The sequence below is a fragment of the Paucisalibacillus globulus DSM 18846 genome (genome assembly GCF_000482485.1).
Taxonomy (GTDB): Bacteria; Bacillota; Bacilli; order Bacillales; family Amphibacillaceae; genus Ornithinibacillus; species Ornithinibacillus globulus.
In genome coordinates this window covers 1-17155 of sequence record NZ_AXVK01000031.1, presented here as the reverse complement: position 1 = coordinate 17155, position 17155 = coordinate 1, and the positions used below count along the sequence as shown (strand labels likewise).

Genomic DNA, 17155 nt, shown 5'->3' with positions numbered 1-17155 from the left:
AAATTACGCAGATTTCATTAGCAAGTAAATAAAATAAGGAGCACTTAACATGGAAACTACAATTCCAATTGGTATTTCTGTTGGTGCCAAGATTACCTTTCCAACTATATCGGCAGTAATAATTAGCAAGGCACCAATTAACATGGAAAGTGGAATGATATACTGATGTAATGGACCAATAATCTTTCTGGCTATATGTGGAACAATTAAGCCTAAAAAGGCAATTGCCCCTCCTGCAGAAACCGATGCTCCTGCCAATGCAACAGCAAGAATTAGTAAGGTTCGCCTATCCTTTTCTACATTTGCTCCCAATCCAGAAGCTAAGTCATCCCCTAAAGTTAATACGTTTAATGTTTCGAGTTTTCGTAAGACTAGAGGAATCAGAATTAAGATCCATGGCAAAAATGCTATTACCGTATTCCAATTAGCATTCCATATATCACCAGATAGCCAAACCGTTACTTGTCGATAGTCTTGTGGGTCCATTTTTAATTGGAAAATGGTAATGAATGCTGCAAATCCAGCATTAATCCCAATACCCACAAGAATAAGACGAATGGGGTTTACCCCTTTTTTCCATGCTAATATATAAATTAGCAATGCGGCAAATAATGCACCAAGCATTGCAGCTATAGGCATCATCCAGGTGGATAAGGCACTACTAGTAGGTAGCCATGCTCGAGTAAGAAAAAGATACAGGACAATTGCAAGGCCAGCTCCTGTATTAATTCCCATTATACCTGGTTCTGCCAGCTCATTTTGGGTTATACCTTGTAGAATGGCACCAGAAACTGCTAAACCTATCCCGATTAGTATGGCAAGAATGATACCTGGTAATCGAAACTCAAATAGTATAAGTTCATTCTTTTTAGAACCATTTTGGAAAATGGTCTCTATTACCTCTTGAAATGAAATAGAAATGACCCCAGTACGCAAACTAACAAAAATCATTATGATAATAAGAGCAGTCAGTATTAAACTAATTCCAATAAATTTCTTTTTCTTCGACTTACTATTGTGATTCACTTTGTCCCACCTCCACTATTACGTGCTAAATATAGGAAGAATGGAACACCAACTAATGATGTAATAGCTCCTACAGGTGTTTCAAATGGTGCACTAATAAACCTGGATACTAAATCAGACAAAACAAGTAGTAAAGCACCGAATATAGCGGAAGAAGGGATGATCCACTTATAATCTGTACCCATAATAAATCTAGTAATATGAGGCACAATAAGTCCTACAAAACCCACTACTCCAGCAACAGAAACTGCTGCTCCAGTCAGGATGAGAATCGTGAGGATACCAAGCGTTTTAATAAGAATACTGTTTTGTCCTAAGTTTGTTGCCATATCTTCTCCCAAGCTAAGTACGGTAATGGATCTGGCTAAGAAGAAGGCGAGAGGCAGTCCAATAATCCCTGAAATGAATAGAACTTGAACGGATGTCCAACTCGTACCAGATAATTCACCCGCAAGCCAAAATCCTACTTCCTTTTCCAAATTAAAATGTAACGACAGAATGGTAGATAAGGAGCGTAGCATAGTTCCAATGGCCACACCTGCTAATGCAAGCTTAACCGGGGTTAATCCACCTGTTGAAAAGGATCCAATAAAAAATATAAGTGCTACTGCCAATCCAGCACCTAAAAAGGAGGAAAAAGTTAATCCCAAATTAGAGATTGCTGGAAAGAATGCCAACATGATGACCAATGTTAGAGCTGCTCCATCGGTAACACCCATTATAGACGGAGAAGCAAGGGGATTTCGTGTCATCCCTTGCATAATAGCACCAGACACAGCTAGAAAAGCTCCCACAAATGCTGCTGATAAGGTGCGAGGTATTCTAATTTCCTGTATTATTTGATGTGTTGTCATACTACTATCAAATGAAAAAATACCGTTCCAAACGGTTTCAAGTGGTATCGATGTGACACCATAAGAAATAGATAGCGTAATTGATAAAAAGAGTAATAGTATGGCAATACTATTAATGATTGTTTTTAATATGGTTGAGTGTTTAATTGTGTTTAGCATAATTTCCCTCGATTTAATATAAGGTATAATAGATATGTATTGACTTTATAATTGAAAATGATTATCATTTATCATGAATTTTACCATAAAGGGGAGTTAACATGAATAAATTTTTACATAATCATTTATATGTATTAATCGTTACCATTTGCCTTGTTACATTTCTTTCCGCTTGTGGAAGTAATGATAATTCTACCGAATCAGAGAAGAATACAGAATCATCTTCTGAAGCGGTTATAGAATCTGCTAAAGGTGAATTTGCTATCCCTAAAGATACGGAACGAATTCTTGCTCCATTTCATGAAGATGCCTTGCTAGCACTTGATGTAGAGCCAGTAGCAAAATGGGCCATTGGAAATACAATTCAAGATTATCTAGAGCCTGAAATGAAAGATTTACCAAAATTAGAATGGAATCTTCCATTGGAACAAGTTCTTCAGTATGAACCAGATTTAATTATAGTAGAAAACAATTTAGATAGCTATGAAGGAACCTATGATGATTATAACAAAATTGCCCCTACCTATGTAATGACTGAGGAAACAATGACAGATTGGCGTAAGCAACTAGAAGTATTTGGTCAATTAGTAGATAAGGAAGATGCTGCTAAACAAGCATTAGAGGATTATGAAGAAACTGTTGCAAATGCCAGTACACAGTTGAAAGAAGCAATTGGTGAAGACACTGTCGCAGTGATATGGGCCATTGGAAATCAATTCTTTTTATTTGAAAAGAATCGTCACAGTGCGGAAGTGATATATTCTGAATTGGGATTACAGTATCCAGCTTTAATTGAAGAATTAGGAGAAGCGGAAGCACAGTGGAATCCTATTTCAGTTGAGAAGCTTTCTGAACTAGATGCGGACCATGTTTTCTTGCTTGCTACGGAAGATGAGCAGGGGTTAGAAACATTAGAAAATAGTGAAGTATGGAAAAGTACACCAGCAGCTAAAAATGGGCAAGTATATATAGTACACGATGCAAGTAATTGGACAAATAAAGGCCTGATTGCATCAAAACGTACAATTGAATCTATGTTGGATATATTAGTAAAATAATAAAATAGGCTGAAACATACGTAAAATCATTCATTCAACTACATATGTTTCAGCCTCTTCAATTTCACCTAAATGAAAACGATTATCATTGACTTCGGGGGTGAAAGCAAATAGAATGGAAGTAACGATTATGGATGAATCGGTATTACTAAGTTCTTAAGTCGACTATGGTGGAGGTGGATTACATGCAGACATTATCAGCACAAGATTTAACATTAGGGTTTGGAGGGAATGTCATTATTGATGACATTAATCTTGACATACCAAAAGGAAAAGTGTCTGTGTTAATCGGTGCAAATGGTTGTGGAAAGTCAACTATATTGCGTTCCTTAGCACGTTTATTAAAACCAATGGATGGTAACATTGTATTAGATGGTGAGAATATTACTACTATGAAAACGAAAGATATTGCTAAGAAATTGGCTATATTACCTCAAAGTCCGATTACCCCCGAGGGATTAACCGTTCAAGAACTTGTCAATTTAGGAAGACATCCATATAGAGGTTTTACGAAAAAATGGACAACGGAAGATGATGAAGCAGTTCAACATGCACTCGAACTGACTAATATGCTTTCTTTAAAAGATAAACTAGTAGATTCACTATCCGGTGGGCAAAGGCAGCGAGCGTGGATAGCATTAACATTGGCACAGCAAACGGATATTATTCTACTAGATGAACCGACTACGTATTTGGATCTTACACATCAAATTGATGTTCTTGATTTATTATTTGACCTGAATGAGAAAGATGGGCGGACCATTGTTATGGTGCTGCATGATTTGAATTTAGCTAGTAGATATGCCCATCATATTATTGCAGTCAAAGATAAAAAGATTTTTGCACAAGGAAAGCCTGAAGAAATTATTACAAGCGAATTAGTTCATGAAGTATTTCAAATGAAGTGTAGTGTAGCTTGTGATCCACTGTTTGGTACACCAATGTGTATACCATTCGGTAAAGGGCGTTGTGTACTTAATGCTGTTAGATGATAGACAGACTATCAATCCATTAGCATGAAAGTTTATCATGAATAACAATTAATTCCACTCAAGCAGCTTAAAATGTTTGAGTGTTTTTTATTATGGGGTTATCCATATCTTTTGGAAGAAAAGATTATGCTACATTTTGATTCATGATAAAATGGAAGAATGTGTGTAACAATGAATAAGATAATCTGCTTAGGAGTGTTATAAAAGTTGAACAAAAAAGACATAGCAAATTTTAAAAAACAGTTCAAAGTAAATAATGATCTTTTAAAGATACATGAAATTTTCTACGTGTACATCATGAAGGAATCGAGCGATATTTATCATCATCAAAGCTTTCCATTCGAAATGCTAGAACAAGAACAACAAGAGTTGTTTATGGATAACTTTAAAAAAGTACTATCTGGTCAGTTGGATGAGAAGCTATTTGAATTAAAATTCCAACGAGATGTAGAGAATAACAGTCAGCTGATTCTTCACCAAGGTTTATTAAGTAGCGATACAGAAGAATGGAAAGGTCATATGCTTCGTTTAGTGGAGAAGATGCTAACGGATAAGCAATATGAGATGGACATTGTAGTGACCTTTATTCGCGGGGAATATAGGAAGCCAGTGAAACGAAGTAATGCAGAAACGGAAGAAAATGCACGAGACACGGTTTTCTCGAACCCGTTTATTTTGAGTAGTATGAATCGCACACAAGATCCAAAGAAGGAATTACTCTTTGACTATGTAGAAAAACAGTTCAAATATAATATTGTTGTTGATCCTATCATTAATTTAAAAGCACCATTATCAGGTTTTCTTTTCCCATGTTTCAATGATAACGCAGCGGATGTGAATCATGTTTTATATTCTGCTGGGAAAAAGTATGAGTTAAGCTATCATTTTATTGAAGAAGTATTAAATGCTGAAGAAACCATGACTGCTGAAGATGATAAGATAGTCTTTGAAGAAATCGTGAAAAAAGTTGCTGGTGATCAGATTAATACATCAACACTTTCTAATGTTTACGATGAGATTCATCGTGTTATCGAAGAAAATGAAGAGGAAGAAGTTCCTAAACTAGACTACAAGGATGTTGAAAAAGTTTTACGGACGAGTGGTGTAAAAGACGTAGATGTAGAAAAGGTTGAAGATGCATTTAAGACCGTAATCGATGATGGAAATTTCGAATTGAAGGCAAGTAATATTTTACCAAAATATTCATCTAAATCCATTAAAGTAAAAACAAAAGTAGCAGACCTTTCTATCAGTCCACCAGAATTAAGACATGTCCGTCAAGTACACCTTAACGGAAAAATCTACCTCATGATAGAACTAGAGGAAAACACCATGATCGAAGGCTTCGAAATGATACCAGAAGCCCTCTTCCATAAAGCAGAAGATTAATGGTGCCTGTCACTTCCCGAAATATGTCGAACCCGACATATTCCAGGAAGTGACAGCACTTTTATTTACTTTCTTTACAGAGAAGGTAGTATAGAAGCTACATAGTATTCTTTCACAAAGGGAGGAAATTCAAGTGAATCTACCAAATTGCCCAACATGTCATTCTGAGTATACCTATGAAGACGGGACAATGTTAGTTTGTCCAGAATGTGGACATGAGTGGATGTTAAATCAAGAAACAGAGAATGAAGAGGATAGTAAAGTTATAAAGGATGCAAATGGAAATGTATTGAGTGATGGGGATACCATTACCGTCATAAAAGACTTAAAGGTAAAAGGAAGTTCATCAGTCTTAAAACAAGGGACTAGAGTGAAAAACATACGTTTAGTTGAAGGAGACCACAATATCGATTGCAAGATTGATGGATTTGGTCCGATGAAGCTAAAGTCCGAATTTGTTAAAAAACTATAGGAATACATACTGTAAAGCACTCATAGACTTGAGTGCTTTTTATATTGAGATAAAACATACCTCCCATAAAAAGGAAACTAAACGGGCATACTATAACAAAATTATAAACAGGAGGGTATGAAATTGAATAACATGCTATCAGTCTTTGCCCTTGGTGGATTGAATGAAATAGGAAAAAACATGTATGCCATTGAATATGGCGAGGATATTGTTATTATCGATTGTGGAAATAAGTTTCCTGACGAGAGTTTATTAGGTATTGATTTAATCATCCCGGATATTTCCTATCTAGAAGAAAATAAGGATAAGGTCCGAGCATTAATCGTTACGCATGGTCATGAAGACCATATTGGCGGGATTCCGTATTTTTTAAAGAAAATTAATGTGCCAATATATGCAACATGGTTCACACTGGGAGTGATTGAAATTAAATTAAAGGAGCACCGAATCCTAAGAGAAACCGAGCTCAATGGAATCCATTCAGACTCTGAAGTTCAAATTGGAGACATGAATATCAGCTTTTTTAAAGTCAATCATAGCATTCCCGATTGCTTAGGAATTGTTTTTAACACTCCTGATGGAACTATTGTACATACTGGGGACTTCAAGTTTGATTGGACCCCTGCCAACAATGAACGTCCAGAAATTCATAAAATGGCTGAGATTGGAAATAAAGGAGTACTGCTCTTGCTGTCCGAGAGTACCAATGCAGAACGCAAAGGCTATACGCCATCGGAACAAATGGTAGGTGAAAATTTAGAAAGTATAATTATGAAAGCAAAACGGAAAGTTATTGTTTCGACTTTTGCATCTAATGTTAGTCGTGTCCAACAAGTAGTTCAAGCCTCTGAAAAAACAAATCGAAAATTAGTTCTACTTGGTAGATCTATGGTGAATGTTATTGGGGTTGCGATGGAAAGAGGTTATCTAGATGTTCCAAAAGGCATGCTAATTGAACCGAGAGAAGTGGATGACTTTCCACCAGATAAAATAACGATTTTATGTACAGGTAGTCAAGGCGAACCAGGTGCCGCTCTTAGTCGACTTTCCACAGGTAATTTTCGCGATGCTGAAATTTTACCGGAAGATACAGTAATTCTTGCTGCGGGCCCCATACCAGGAAATGAAAAGAATGTTTCTGCTATTGTAGACAATCTATATCAGTTAGGTGCTCATGTGATTTATGGTTCAGGAAGTACTTCTGGTATGCATGTTTCCGGTCATGGGTATCAAGAAGATTTAAAGTTAATGCTGACCCTGATGAAACCTACGTATTTTATTCCTATTCACGGAGAATATCGAATGCTACATCATCATCGTCAACTAGCTGAATCAGTAGGTGTAGAGCAGGGGAATACGTTTATTCTAAAGAATGGTGATGTTGTTGATATTGAAAATTCTATTGCATTAAGTATCAGAACAATTCCAGTTGGAAGCACTTATGTAGATGGTGTGGATGTAGGGAATATTGATTTTGTATTACGTGATCGCAAACAAATTTCAGAGGATGGTATGGTTATGCTTATTCTTCCGATGAGTAAACTGGAAGGAGAAATGGTTGCAGAACCAGAAATAATATCGCGTGGATTTGTAGACAATAATTTTTCCCAGCTACGGAAAGAAATGATTCAGATCATTAATGCCACCGTTGAAGAGCTCCATGAGGCAAATAGGTATTCCTGGAATGTGAAAAAGAAACAAATCAAAAAATTAGTTGGCCAGCATATAAAAGAGAAAACAAGAAAGCGACCGATGATTGTACCTATATTAATTGAAATATGAGAATAGTAGTGGGAAAGGATTTGTTGTCCTTGTAAACCGCCTATTTACAAAATGACAAAAAAATGTAATAATATAAACAATTTCGAAAGGAGTTAGGTAGTAATGATGCCGACAAATTGCTAATTATTAATTGTTAATCAAATTAATAAAGATTTTTAATGTGTATTTGTAAGAATATAACCTAAAAAATAGGTTTATTTGTTATGCCATTAGGAATCAGGCAATTTAGAAGGTTACTTACTATCTGATACGGAGATTATAATGTTAAGGCAAAGAACTGTTACAGGCCCTTGTCTCATACATTTGTATGTGCATAAGAAATGGTGCATATCGATCTATTTATTTTCGCAGATTATATCAGACTGTAAGAAGTGTTTTCTTCTTATGGTCTTTTTTAGTTAACAGCTGAATAGTAAACGACTTAGTTTTGCCTGTCCACTGTTGGTGTAACACACTAATGGATGAAGGAAGAGATTAGTATGTTAGAACTTAAATTGAATAATATTAAAAAGTATTTGGAAGCGACACTTGTGTTAGAGGATGTCAGTTTTGAAGCGTATGATGGTGAAAGATTAGGAATTGTTGGCGTAAACGGAAGTGGGAAAAGTACGATTCTGAAGGTGATTGCTGGGATTGAGCCAATGAATTATTATCCGGGTTATCCGCAAACGACAAGCAATGGATATGATGAAGGCTTAATTCATGTGATACCACGAGGAGCAACAAAAGCTTATCTGGAACAAATGCCTAACTACCCACATGATGTGAAAGTAATCGACATTCTAAATCTTGCCTTTGAAGAAATTGATACGATAGAAAAGAAAATGCGTGAACAAGAAGAAAAAATGAAAAAGTTAGACGGTACTTCCCTTGATAAAGCACTTAATAAATATAGTAGTTTAATGCAATTGTATGAATTAAAAGGTGGTTACGAACGCGAAGAAAAATTAAGCAAGGTTTGTACAGGGTTGAAGTTTAATGAAAGCTTTCTACAAAGGGATTTTGATCACTTAAGTGGCGGTGAGAAAACGACCGTCATACTTGGTAAGCTACTCATTCATAATCCTGACATTTTACTGCTAGATGAGCCTACCAACCATTTGGATATGGAATCCATTGAATGGCTAGAAGGTTATTTGAAAAGTTATAAAGGGATTGTACTCATTGTGTCGCACGACCGCTATTTTCTTGATCATGTCGCTACAAAAATTGTTGAAATTGAAGATATGGAATCTACTAGTTACAAGGGTAACTATTCATCGTTTGTAAAACAAAAGGAAGAAACTATACGAATTCAATTCGAACAATATCGTGTGCAACAGAAGAAGATTAATGCCATGGAGAAAACGGTAAAAGACTTACGAGATTGGGCAATGCGAGCGGATAATAATAAATTTTTTAGAAGAGCTGCTAGTATCGAGAAGAGATTAGATAAGATGGAACGTATAGATAAACCAACACTCCAAAGGAAAAATATGCAACTAGATATGAATGAGTCTGGACAATCTGGAAAAGAAACCATCAAAGCTAATAATTTAACTAAAAGCTATGGAGAAAAATTAATATTTAAGGATGCTGAGGTCTTCGTTCGTTATGGGGAAAGGGTTGGTCTTATTGGCCCAAATGGAAGTGGAAAAACGACACTCTTAAAGATGCTATTTAAAGAAGAATACCCGGATCGTGGAGAAATCGAAATTGGAGCAAATGTGAAAGTAGCTTATTTGCCACAAAAAATCATTTTTCCTAATGAGGAGTTAATGTTAATCGATGCTTTTCGTGAAGATATTTCAATAGTAGAAGGAAAAGCACGAGAATATCTTTCCAAGTTCATGTTTTATAAAGCAAGTGTCTTTAAGAAAGTAAAGCATTTGTCTGGTGGAGAAAGAATCCGACTTAAGCTAGCCATTTTACTTTATCAAGAGGTCAATCTATTAATTCTGGATGAACCAACTAACCATCTGGATATTGATTCGATTGAAACGTTGGAGGAAGCATTAGAAGACTTTGGGGGGACGATTTTCTTTATCTCACATGATCGTTATTTCATTAATAAAATGAGTAATCGTATGATCGCGGTAGAGGAACATTCCTTAAAGAGCTATCTTGGAAATTATGATGATTATAAAAATGAAAAAGAGAAGTTTAGACTCGAGCAAGAAAAGAAAGAACGTATAGTAGTACCGAAGAAGCAGGTACGGGTAGTGAAGCAAGTTAGTGAGGAAAGGATAACTGTCAATCAAGCAAAGCTACTGGAAAAAGTAGAATTTCTTGAAAAGGAATTAAAAGCATTAGAGGAAGCGATGCTAGTAGCATCTATTGATTATATGGAGCTTAATACGTTGCATAATAGAAAAGTAGAACTTAGTGAGGAGCTAGAGGTGGCTACAGATTTGTGGTTGGGTGCTATGGAATAGATAAAATGAAAGATTAACACAAATGATGCTACGGAAGCAAAAAATCTTGAATATGGTGGTACTGTTGCATTAGCAAAGTATGCACTACCAGAAATGGCGTGGTAAGGATATGATATAGATACAGAAGGAAATGTTATCGGTATTCATCAGACAGATGAGAATGCTAAATAAGGATAAATACAAAGGACAGTTTTGTGTTGCATGAAGAGCAACGACAAAACTGCCCTTTGTATTATATTTGAAATTTTTCAATGATTATACCCATTAATTAAGAGAAGTATAGTAAAATTAATACTATAGATATGTTTTAGCAGTTAAAAAGGTATCTAAACTTTCTTATGTAATGAGGAGGATTTAACGTGAATATATGGCTTATTATAGCTATCATTGCTATTTTATGTGTAATTGGGTTAATTGCAACACTTCTAGTTATAAAGCAAGAAGAAAGTAAGATGAAACAATATGAAGAAGATGGAGATACAGCCCAAAATGAGTTGAAAAGGTCCCTTGAATATGAATCCCAATCAATATCTTCCAATGTGAAAAGCTTATCTTGGATCTATATCATAGCCATTTCCCTTTCCTTTATTGCATTTGCTTTGTATTTGTATATGAGATGAAGAAAGTTATTATAGATGACTTCACAATTTTTACTGAGATATTGGGGGATTGTTTTGAAACGAATCAATAAGCAAGTAATAATAGTAGTAATTATCCTACTTATCGTAGCATTTTCCTGGTCAGGGATACGGAAAACTTTCTTTCCTGAATTAGAAGCGGAACGTTTAATTAATAAATATTATCAAGCAATCATAGATGAAGATTATGAGAAGGCTTATCAATATTTGTATATATATGATCAAGAGAAAATCGACAGTGAAGGCAGTAGAAGTGCAGGAACCTCCTTAATAGAAACGGAAGCAAAACAATTCTATCATAGTAAAATTTCATTTTTGAAAGAACAGAATTATCGTGTGAAAGATTATAAGATAGTGGAGGTAGAAAATGAGGATGGGCATTCCTTTTGGCATCACCTAGTATTGGAAGTTGAAATCGATGGGGAGATATACCATAAGAAAGAACTAGCCTTTCTTCAAAATGAACGTTTAATGATAGGAGAGCAAGATGATTTTTTTGCACCCTATCGCGATGGACGAATGAATATAAGTATTGCTGAAGCGGAGTAAAGCTGTAGAAGTGGGGAGTATGAAATGATTAATCTACGAAAGAAACCTACTATTCAAGGTGAAAAAGTAATATTAACCATTTATCTTAGAAGAAGATTTTCCTAGACTAGAAGAATGTCTACAAGATCCTGAAGTTATTAAATTAACAGGGAGTACCCCTGGATATAACGAGAAAGAAGTTAGGGATTGGTATAATACTAGAAATGAGCAGCCTGATCGTTTGGATCTAGCTATTATAGATAAAAAAATGAATTATTTAGTTGGGGAGGTCGTTGCCAATTTATATGAAGAAAAACACAAAAGTATGAACTTCAGAATATTAATTGGACCACGTGGAAGAAATCGCGGATTTGGGACAGAAGCGACCCAACTATTGGTCGATTATCTCTTTACACAAACAGATTTAAATCAATTAACTTTAAGTGTGTTTGCATTTAATCCACGGGCAAAGACTGTTTATGAAAAAGTTGGATTTGTATTCGAACGTGTTGATGAAAATGATTTGGAATATGAAGGGGAATGGATCGATTCGATTAATATGAAATTGACGAAAGAACAATGGATGAAAGATAAATAATGGAGAAGCCGGAGCCCTTGTCAAAATTGCTTCGGCTTTTCTCAATTTAAAACTACAACTGCATCTCTTCTGGGGGCAGAGGTTTGCTAAAATAATAACCTTGCCCAATTATCGGAAAAGACTTTAGTGCATCGAATTGTTCTTTTGTTTCAATACCTTCCACAACGATTCGTTTATGATCTCTTGTTGATTCTAAAACAGCCAATAATATTGCTCTGAATTCAGGTCTTAACCCTTCGTCAATAAGGGATTTATCAAGTTTTAGGGTGTCATATTTGAGGTTCGTAATAACATATAAAGAAGAATAGCCAGTTCCAAAATCATCAATTGCTATTTTTTACCCCGAAATCCCTTAGTTCTTGTATAATTTGAACCGATTCTTCTATATCCATCATGACACTTTCCGTAATTTCAATTTCCAATAAGGAAGGATTAATATGTGCATCTTGAATGATTTGTTTTACTGTTTTAGTAAATTCGGCTTCTTTAAATTGTCTTGCCGAGACATTTAAGGAAACAGGGACTACAGTGGAATAATGGCGTTGCCAACTATTTATTTGCCTACAAACTTCTTCAATTACCCATTCTCCTATTTCGACAATCAATCCGGTGTCTTCAGCAATCGGAATAAATTCACTAGGTGCAACAGAACCAAATATAGGGTTCCATCTTAGTAGTGCTTCCACTCCGACAAGTTTTCCGGTTTGAATTTCTACTAGTGGTTGGTAATGTAACTTTAGCTCCTCCTGTTCAATGGCTCTTCTTAGTGCACTTTCTAGTTTTACTTTTCGAAGGGCTCTCTCATTTAATTCATTGGTGAAAAATTGGTAATTATTTTTCCCTTGGTCCTTCGCGTGATACATCGCTAAATCAGCCTGTTTAATCATCGTATTTACATCAGTGTTTGAATCAGAATTGATACTAATTCCAATGCTCAATGTTACTGTAATGTCGTGACCCTCAATATGAATAGCATGATTCATTACATTAAGAATAGTTCTAGCTATATTCCCTGCTTCATCCTTGGTTACGTCTTCTAATAATATGATGAATTCATCTCCACCAATTCTTGCAATTTTATCCTGTTGGTGAAGGCATTCCCTAAGTCTCTTGGATACACGCTGTAGGTAGAGATCTCCGATATTATGTCCTAAGATATCATTAACATCTTTAAAATTATCAAAATCCAGCATGAGAATCACAATGGAGGTCTTATCTTCTTTTGTTTTTGTTAATACTTCTCTAAAGTAATTGTTAAAAGACGTACGATTAAAAAGGCCGGTAAGTTGATCGGTATATGCGAGTTCCTCTATTCTTTGTAGTGATTCTTTTTCTTTTGTTAAATCTTTAGCAATACAAAATACACCCGTGACATTTTTATCAATAATAATAGGGATAAGCGTTAAGTTTGCTGGTAATTTGTACCCTTTTTTTCCAATTACAACTACCTCATAATTTTGGGGCTTTCCACCGAGAACTTTGTAAAAGATAGATATTGCCAAATCTAAATAACTAGGATCTATCAGGGAATGAAATGACATATTTAACAATTCTTCCTTAGAATAACCCAGAAGATCCCAAACTATAGAATTTACTTCTTTAAAGTTGCCTTGACAATCAACCGATAAAACTGGATCAGGATTATATTCAAAAAGGGACGAGTATCGTTGTTTTTTTTCTTCTAACTCCCTTTTTAACTTATTTTGTTCTGTTATATCTCTCAAAACTAATTGAATTGCAGGCTGATTATCATACATTATTCCAATCCAGGCTATTTCCACATCAACGATTGAATCATCAACAGCAATAATTTTCTGTTGGCTAATTTCTAATCGCCCTTCCATCTCTATGGACTCTATATGTTTTTTTAAAACTTCACGATTTATGGGGTCAATAAAATCTATAACTTGTTTACCAATCAGCTCATTCTTACTAGTTGCATGTGTAATTCTAAGACATGCATCATTTACAAATAAAATAGTTTGTCCATTATGAACAAGAATTGCTTCTGGTGATTGTTCCACCAAACGTCGGTACCGCAATTCACTTTCTTTGAGTTGTTTGATAAGACGTCTCTCCGTAATTAGGATGCGATGGTCATGATAAGCTGTAATTAATGTGGCCATCATAATGAAAATAATACTGTATGAAATAATATTACCTAACACCAGTGCATCAATCATTGAAGAACTTGCATTAGAGTCTGAATCTAGGAAATTTGTTGCTTTCATTCCGGTGTAATGCATGGCTGAAACGGTTACCCCTAAAACAACTGAGTTAATTAGGATGTTAAAATTGGACTTTTGAGGTTTACTTCTCATCGTTACAAACATTTTAATTGCTACGAATGAGAAGGCAAGAGAAATCAAGATAGATAAGGTGAAAAAGATTGATTTAAACTGAATTGCAACTTTTTCATGTACGGCAAAAGTTGCAATATAGTGTAGCAGTACAATACCCAGACCAACCGATAAGCCACTAATAAGAATTTTAGTTCTTGTTAGTGGCTGAGCCTGAAGGAGATAAAAAGCAGCATAAGAAGATAAAAGCGAACTTATGAAAGCTAATACTAGTAGAAATCCATTTACCGTAATGGAATGATTACTATGAAAGGCAATCATGCCAATAAAATGCATAGAAAAAATTCCAGAGCCCATGACAAATGCCCCAGTAAAAAGCCATATCTTTTTCTTTGCCCTTTTACCATCTAATATTCTCCCGACTAAAACTAATGTGGTATAGGATGAGAAAATGGCAATAAGGATAGAAAAGATAATTAAAAATGGGCTATAGGATTCGTTGTACATAATGAACACTCCTAACGAAATACACACAAGGTATAAAAAAGTAAGTGTACTAACATAGTATTTCACTAGGTAGAAAAATTAATCCATTGTAAGAAATGAATTGGCGATAAGAAGGTAATATCATTACAACTATGCTAGAATGGAATGGAAGAATATTTTTTTAAATTTTTAAACAATTTATAAATATGATTAATAGATAAGTATGATATGGGGTGGTCCAATTGGTATTTGATTATAAGCAATACGATGGTCTTGGATTAGCAGATTTAATTAAAAAGAATGAAGTGAAATTGGAAGAAGTACGTTCCATGGCAATTCTGGAAATAGAAAATAAGAATCCAAAGCTTAACGCAATTATTCATAAGATGTATGATGAATCACAACCAAATTTAACTGGTGTATTCGCTGGTGTACCTATCTTAACTAAAAATATTGCTCAGGAGTCAAAAGGACAGCCAATGACAATGGGGTCAAAGGCACTTGCTGAATATAAAGCGGATCATGATAGTGAATTTGTCCGGCAAATCATGACCACTGGGGTAAACATACTTGGACAGACTAATGTTCCAGAATTTGCATTAATGGGTATAACAGAACCAACCTTTTACGGGCCATCTCGAAATCCTTGGAATACGGATTACACACCTGGTGGATCAAGTGGAGGATCTGCAGCTGCTGTAGCATCAGGGATGGTGCCAATTGCAGGTGCAAATGATGGGGGAGGTTCGATTCGAATACCTGCTGCATATTGTGGGTTGTTTGGCTTAAAACCAACTCGAGGACGTACACCTATTGGCCCTGCACGTGGTCGATCATGGCAAGGTGCTTCCGTGGACCATATTTTAACTCGTTCGGTAAGGGACAGTGCGGCAATGCTTGATGAGTATACACCGGACCGTGCGAATGCCTTTATTGCGCCAACTTTTGAGGGCTCATATTTAAAGGCGTCACAGACTCCTATCAACCGACCTTTAAACATTGCTTTTACAACTAGATCACCATTAGGAACACCTGTTGACGAAGAATGCAAAGTGGCAGTACATAAAACGTTGAAGCTGTTGGAAAGCATGGGACATCATGTGGAGGAAAAAGAAGCCCCTATTGACGGCAAACGATTAGCAGAAAGCTATCTCATGATGTATTTTGCTGAGGTTGGCTCAACATTGAGAGAAATTGAGAAAAAAGTTAGTCGTAAAGTAACTTCTAAAGATGTTGAACCTACCACTTGGATTCTTGGTTTGCTTGGAAAAGCAGTAACTGCGAAAGATTTTCTAACTAGTTTAAAGTATTGGGATGAAGTTGCAATTAAAATGGAAGATTTTCATGAAAACTATGACTTTTACATTACACCAACTACAGCTTTTCCACCTTCTAAGATTGGTAAGCTAGATCAAACTAATGCGGAAAAAATATTGATAAAGTTGGTTAGTAGTTTTCGGTTGAATGAATTTCATAATTTTTAGCCCTTGCGTGGCAAGGGATTAAAAACATAAAAAAGGAAGCACCTCCCCAAATCTTGTATAATGGTAGTTGACTAAAACAACCAAAAAGACAGAAGGAGTGCTCCCTTTGACCATTATACGACAAACTAGCTTATTTGGCATTCAAGAATTATACGACATGGAACCTACCCAAAAATATGAAGCGATTATTTCGACGGTAGATTTGGATAAAATCTATCATAAAGTTACCAAGAAATCCCGACTGGGTGCGCCAGAAGATCTGAATTATGCGGCGATGATTATTTCCACCTTAGTAAGGTATGTTGAACGAATTCCAACGATTAAGGATCTGATTAAACGTCTTAAGAATGATATTTCTTTTAAGTTGAACTGTGGGTTCCTCGTATCAGACGTAGTTCCCTCGGAATCCTCCTATTCTCGTCTTATCACAAAATTAGTCGAGTGCAATGTCTTAGAGAAAGAACGAGATAACGTAACCCTTCAAGCCATTGCGGAAGGCTTTATCACGGATGATGCAGCTGCCATTGATGCAACTCATTTTGAAGCACGTGACCAAGCACCTCCTAAAGAGGAAAAGCCAAAACCTGAGCCCAAAAAACGCGGTCGTAAATTAAAAGAAGAGCGTGACGGGTGGCTTAAGGAACAGGCTGAAAAGGAAGCTAATTTGCCTTTATATGACAGAAAAATCGAAGCACAATTGGATGTACCTTTAGCTGAACTACGGGCTGAAGTCCCTCAAGACCCTAAATGGGGCGTGAAAAAGAACGCAGAAGGGCAGAATATTTTTTGGTTTGGATACAAAGGTCATTTTGCCGTTGGAACGTCTAGTCAATATATTCTACATGCCCTTTTTTCATCTGGAAGCCTAAGTGACGCTAAGGCAGCTATCCCTTTACTGAAGGGAATTCATGAACGCCTTCATCTCCCATTACGTTATCAAACAATGGATGCAGGCTATGACTATGAAGCTATATA

15 protein-coding genes and 1 pseudogene are annotated in these 17155 nt (G+C 35.8%); 12 read left to right on the top strand and 4 right to left on the bottom strand.

Features of this window, described 5'->3' with window-relative positions; genetic code table 11:
• Nucleotides 1–3: 3 nt before the first annotated feature.
• Both K332_RS0110105 and K332_RS0110100 read right to left on the bottom strand, forming a co-directional pair.
• A complete protein-coding gene (locus tag K332_RS0110105) occupies nt 4–1026 on the bottom strand; it encodes a FecCD family ABC transporter permease (RefSeq protein WP_026907357.1) in 1023 nt (340 codons plus the stop codon).
• Nucleotides 1023–2039 carry a FecCD family ABC transporter permease gene (locus K332_RS0110100; RefSeq protein ID WP_026907356.1) on the bottom strand — a complete coding sequence of 339 codons (1017 nt, stop codon included), beginning with the start codon at nt 2037–2039 and terminating at the stop codon, nt 1023–1025. The genes K332_RS0110105 and K332_RS0110100 overlap by 4 nt, the downstream gene beginning before the upstream one ends.
• A 101-nt stretch (nt 2040–2140) precedes the next feature.
• Between K332_RS0110100 and K332_RS0110095 the strand changes: the two genes are divergently transcribed.
• The 10 genes and pseudogenes from K332_RS0110095 to K332_RS22320 all read left to right on the top strand — a co-directional run bounded on the left by K332_RS0110095 (nt 2141) and on the right by K332_RS22320 (nt 11910).
• Nucleotides 2141–3097 carry an iron-hydroxamate ABC transporter substrate-binding protein gene (locus K332_RS0110095; RefSeq protein ID WP_026907355.1) on the top strand — a complete coding sequence of 319 codons (957 nt, stop codon included), beginning with the start codon at nt 2141–2143 and terminating at the stop codon, nt 3095–3097.
• A 185-nt stretch (nt 3098–3282) separates the two neighbouring features.
• Nucleotides 3283–4089: an ABC transporter ATP-binding protein gene (locus K332_RS0110090; protein WP_026907354.1), complete on the top strand. Its 807-nt coding sequence runs from the start codon at nt 3283–3285 to the stop codon at nt 4087–4089.
• A 207-nt stretch (nt 4090–4296) separates the two neighbouring features.
• A complete protein-coding gene (locus tag K332_RS0110085; RefSeq protein WP_026907353.1) occupies nt 4297–5478 on the top strand; it encodes a DUF4317 domain-containing protein in 1182 nt (393 codons plus the stop codon).
• A 133-nt stretch (nt 5479–5611) separates the two neighbouring features.
• Nucleotides 5612–5950, top strand: coding sequence for a zinc ribbon domain-containing protein YjdM (locus tag K332_RS0110080; RefSeq protein ID WP_036688637.1), 339 nt, complete (start codon nt 5612–5614; stop codon nt 5948–5950).
• Between the two features lie 117 nt (nt 5951–6067).
• The gene (locus K332_RS0110075) at nt 6068–7732 is read left to right on the top strand and encodes a ribonuclease J (protein WP_026907351.1); all 1665 of its coding nucleotides are present in this window, start codon (nt 6068–6070) and stop codon (nt 7730–7732) included.
• Nucleotides 7733–8211: 479 nt separating this feature from the next.
• Nucleotides 8212–10146: a ribosomal protection-like ABC-F family protein gene (abc-f, locus tag K332_RS0110070; RefSeq protein WP_026907350.1), complete on the top strand. Its 1935-nt coding sequence runs from the start codon at nt 8212–8214 to the stop codon at nt 10144–10146.
• Nucleotides 10147–10170: 24 nt separating this feature from the next.
• A pseudogene (locus tag K332_RS24470) lies at nt 10171–10317 on the top strand (VOC family protein); the annotation flags it as partial.
• Between the two features lie 188 nt (nt 10318–10505).
• Complete coding sequence (locus tag K332_RS0110065) at nt 10506–10766, top strand: hypothetical protein (protein WP_026907349.1); 261 nt, start codon at nt 10506–10508, stop codon at nt 10764–10766.
• A 54-nt stretch (nt 10767–10820) separates the two neighbouring features.
• Complete coding sequence (locus K332_RS0110060; RefSeq protein ID WP_051359422.1) at nt 10821–11333, top strand: hypothetical protein; 513 nt, start codon at nt 10821–10823, stop codon at nt 11331–11333.
• A gap of 82 nt (nt 11334–11415) precedes the next feature.
• On the top strand, nt 11416–11910 hold the full coding sequence (locus K332_RS22320; RefSeq protein WP_342665452.1) for a GNAT family N-acetyltransferase: 495 nt from the start codon (nt 11416–11418) through the stop codon (nt 11908–11910).
• Between the two features lie 52 nt (nt 11911–11962).
• On the opposite strand, the gene K332_RS24865 is transcribed toward K332_RS22320, so the two are convergent.
• Nucleotides 11963–12199 (bottom strand): EAL domain-containing protein, encoded by a 237-nt coding sequence (locus K332_RS24865; RefSeq protein WP_425414456.1) that lies wholly within the window; start codon nt 12197–12199, stop codon nt 11963–11965.
• Nucleotides 12200–12233: 34 nt separating this feature from the next.
• Complete coding sequence (locus K332_RS0110050) at nt 12234–14717, bottom strand: bifunctional diguanylate cyclase/phosphodiesterase (protein WP_026907347.1); 2484 nt, start codon at nt 14715–14717, stop codon at nt 12234–12236.
• Nucleotides 14718–14938: 221 nt separating this feature from the next.
• Between K332_RS0110050 and K332_RS22315 the strand changes: the two genes are divergently transcribed.
• Both K332_RS22315 and K332_RS0110040 read left to right on the top strand, forming a co-directional pair.
• Nucleotides 14939–16180, top strand: coding sequence for an amidase (locus K332_RS22315; protein ID WP_245604664.1), 1242 nt, complete (start codon nt 14939–14941; stop codon nt 16178–16180).
• 106 nt (nt 16181–16286) lie between these two features.
• Nucleotides 16287–17155: transposase (locus K332_RS0110040; protein ID WP_026907346.1), on the top strand; the 869-nt coding region annotated here is incomplete at its 3' end.

Bases quoted from the DNA above. Each gene is read 5' to 3' on its own strand.
- K332_RS0110075 (WP_026907351.1), top strand. From the start codon at position 6,068: ATGAAATTGAATAACATGCTATCAGTCTTTGCCCTTGGTGGATTGAAT.
- K332_RS0110050 (WP_026907347.1), bottom strand. From the start codon at position 14,717: ATGTACAACGAATCCTATAGCCCATTTTTAATTATCTTTTCTATCCTT.
- K332_RS0110095 (WP_026907355.1), top strand. From the start codon at position 2,141: ATGAATAAATTTTTACATAATCATTTATATGTATTAATCGTTACCATT.
- abc-f (WP_026907350.1), top strand. From the start codon at position 8,212: ATGTTAGAACTTAAATTGAATAATATTAAAAAGTATTTGGAAGCGACA.
- K332_RS0110100 (WP_026907356.1), bottom strand. From the start codon at position 2,039: ATGCTAAACACAATTAAACACTCAACCATATTAAAAACAATCATTAAT.
- K332_RS0110090 (WP_026907354.1), top strand. From the start codon at position 3,283: ATGCAGACATTATCAGCACAAGATTTAACATTAGGGTTTGGAGGGAAT.